The organism is Rhodococcus sp. P3_B8 (assembly GCF_056402775.1).
In genome coordinates this window covers 1-3,026 of record NZ_JBFUGT010000507.1, presented here as the reverse complement: position 1 = coordinate 3,026, position 3,026 = coordinate 1, and the positions used below count along the sequence as shown (strand labels likewise).

Annotated in this window: 4 protein-coding genes; 2 read left to right on the top strand and 2 right to left on the bottom strand. The window is 65.8% G+C overall.

Going from position 1 to position 3,026, the window contains the following annotated elements; all coding sequences use genetic code 11:
* A partial coding sequence (locus AC1D1G_RS43695) for an acetamidase/formamidase family protein (protein ID WP_477956761.1) occupies window positions 1–594 on the bottom strand: 594 nt, incomplete at its 3' end.
* Between the two features lie 21 nt (window positions 595–615).
* The gene (locus AC1D1G_RS43690; RefSeq protein ID WP_283330983.1) at window positions 616–975 is read right to left on the bottom strand and encodes an FmdB family zinc ribbon protein; all 360 of its coding nucleotides are present in this window, start codon (window positions 973–975) and stop codon (window positions 616–618) included.
* Between the two features lie 332 nt (window positions 976–1,307).
* Here AC1D1G_RS43690 and aceA point away from each other — a divergent pair, with 332 nt between their 5' ends.
* Together aceA and AC1D1G_RS43680 are read left to right on the top strand one after the other, a co-directional pair.
* Window positions 1,308–2,597 carry an isocitrate lyase gene (gene aceA, locus AC1D1G_RS43685; protein WP_283330984.1) on the top strand — a complete coding sequence of 430 codons (1,290 nt, stop codon included), beginning with the start codon at window positions 1,308–1,310 and terminating at the stop codon, window positions 2,595–2,597.
* 119 nt (window positions 2,598–2,716) lie between these two features.
* Window positions 2,717–3,026: 3-hydroxyacyl-CoA dehydrogenase NAD-binding domain-containing protein (locus AC1D1G_RS43680; RefSeq protein WP_477956760.1), on the top strand; the 310-nt coding region annotated here is incomplete at its 3' end.

Here is a 3,026-nt window from a genome sequence, read left to right as displayed (position 1 = left end):
GGGCGGCAGGGCGAGTGGGGGAACCCGGCCCGGGTCGGTGGCGATGAGCGCGCCCTCCCTCGCGTTCCACTTCGACAGGAGGGCGGCCGACGGCGCGGTGCCCATCAGTCCGGGGTGGACGATGCCGGTGAACGAGACGTGCGGGACGTGCCGCGACGTGGCGGTCTGACCGGAAAAATCCCAGACGGCCTTGTAGGCGTCGGGGAACTGCTCGGTGAGGAATCCGCCGCCGTTGTGGCGGGAGAAGATCCCGGTGTACCCCCAGCCCTGGCCTGCCAGCGGGCCGGAATCCTCCTGGGGGATGGGTCCGACGTCCAGGATGTCGACGATCAGCAGGTCGCCGGGCTTCGCGCCCTCCACGGCGAACGGCCCGGACAATGTGTGGACCGTGGTGAGGGGAGCGTTCAGGATGTCGTCGGCTGAGTCGTCGTTGTGGATGGCGCCGTCGAACCATTCGCGGCAGTGGACGCGGAAGGAGTCGCCCGGTTTCACCGTGACCGCGGCCGGGATGTCCGGGTGCCAGCGGTTGTGGCCGACGATCGCCTGATCGGTGAACTTTTTCGAGGAATCGAGCGGAAACAGCAGTTCGGGCATGTGCGCTCCTTCGGTGGCCGGTCAGGGACGAGGAAGTCGGCGGTGCAGCGGATTGCTCGTGACGGGTGAACGCCCGGCCGTGGTCCGGGGCGGCGGACCGGTGACGACGTCCGGTTCGTGAGCCGACCTCTTCGTGCTGTCGAGGAGGTTCATCGCGGACGACGATCCGTGTCCGAGTCGCGGTGAGGACACGCGCCGGACGGCGTCGCGGTCGCACCGCGGGCAGCGTGTGGTGCCGGGTACGTCGGCCATCGGGAACGACTGCTCGAACGGGCCGCAGTCGGCGGCACATCGGAATTCGTACAGCGGCATCGTGGTGCCCTTCGCCGGAGGAGACCATTCGAGGTCACGGTAACCGACCCGATTGGTGATTGCAGTCACAACGGGCGGGTCGACGGCTGTGCCGCGGTGGGAAGGCGAGGGTCGCACGGGCGGAAATATCTGTGTACGGCGAGTTGCGTGCATTTGGTTCACCACCTGCGGCTTTTTGCTACTGGCGAGTATCTTTCCTCTCCGATCGGGCAGGTGTGGCGCCGAACTTTCTTAACAGTCTTTGCAAGGTGTTGTGAAAAGCTAGCCAAGATTGGCATTAGCAACAGGTAGACGGCACTTTTTGCTTGTGTCATTCTCGGTAAGTACATACGAAGGGCCTGGCAAGGATGTGAAGCAGTACATCCGTACCGGACCAGCAGATCGAAGAGAGTGGAGTCTTGATGTCGACCACCGGCACCCCGAAGACCGCAGCTGAAATCCAGCAGGATTGGGACACCAACCCGCGCTGGAAGGGAGTAACCCGCAACTACACGGCGGAGCAGGTCGCCAAGCTCCAGGGCACCGTTGTCGAGGAAGCCACCCTCGCCCGCCGTGGTTCCGAGATCCTCTGGGACCTCGTGAACAACGAGGACTACATCAACTCGCTGGGTGCCCTCACGGGTAACCAGGCCGTGCAGCAGGTCCGCGCGGGCCTCAAGGCCATCTACCTGTCCGGCTGGCAGGTCGCCGGCGACGCGAACCTCTCGGGTCACACCTACCCGGACCAGAGTCTCTACCCGGCCAACTCGGTGCCGCAGGTCGTGCGCCGCATCAACAACGCGCTGCTGCGCGCCGACGAGATCGCCAAGGTCGAGGGCGACACCTCCGTCGACAACTGGCTCGCCCCGATCGTCGCCGACGGCGAGGCCGGCTTCGGTGGCGCTCTGAACGTCTACGAGCTGCAGAAGGCCATGATCGCGTCCGGCGTCGCCGGTTCGCACTGGGAAGACCAGCTCGCGTCGGAGAAGAAGTGCGGCCACCTCGGTGGCAAGGTCCTCATCCCCACGCAGCAGCACATCCGCACCCTGACCTCGGCGCGACTCGCGGCCGACGTGGCCGACGTTCCGACGGTCGTCATCGCGCGCACCGACGCCGAGGCCGCCACCCTGATCACCTCCGATGTCGACGAGCGCGACCGCGAGTTCCTCGACGGCACTCGCACCGCCGAGGGCTTCTACGGTGTGAAGAACGGCATCGAGCCCTGCATCGCTCGCGCCAAGGCCTACGCGCCGTACTCCGACCTCATCTGGATGGAGACCGGCGTGCCGGACCTCGAGGTCGCCAAGAAGTTCGCCGAGTCCGTTCGCAGCGAGTTCCCGGACCAGCTGCTCGCCTACAACTGCTCGCCGTCCTTCAACTGGAAGGCGCACCTTGACGACGCGACCATCGCGAAGTTCCAGAAGGAGCTCGGCGCGATGGGCTTCAAGTTCCAGTTCATCACCCTCGCCGGCTTCCACTCGCTCAACTACGGCATGTTCGACCTGGCCCACGGCTACGCCCGCGAGGGCATGACCGCCTTCGTCGACCTGCAGGAGCGCGAGTTCAAGGCCGCCGAGGAGCGTGGCTTCACCGCCATCAAGCACCAGCGTGAGGTCGGCGCCGGCTACTTCGACCGTATCGCCACCACGGTCGACCCCAACACCTCGACGGCTGCTCTGAAGGGCTCCACCGAAGAGGGTCAGTTCCACTGAGCCTTGTTCCCCAAGGCTTCGACCGATCACGGTTTCACCTGATCAACCCGACCCCGGGGAGGGGCCTGTAACCGGGCCCCTCCCCGGGCGACGACTCCACTAGACGAAAAGGAGCTGACGTGACCAGCGAAAAGATTCAGCGCGTCGGCGTGATCGGCGCCGGGATCATGGGTGCCGGAATCGCTGAGGTGTGTGCTCGCGCGCACGTCGACGTTCTGGTGTTCGAGCAGACCCGCGAGCTTGCGGCGGCGGGGCGTTCGCGCATCCTTCGTTCGCTCGACCGCGGAGTGAGCAGCGGCAAGATCACCGAGCGGGAACGTGAGCAGGCCGCCTGGCGGCTGCGGTTCACCTCCGATCTCGGTGATTTCGCGGACCGGCAGCTCGTCGTGGAGGCCGTCGTCGAGGACGAGAAGGTGAAGAGCGAGATCT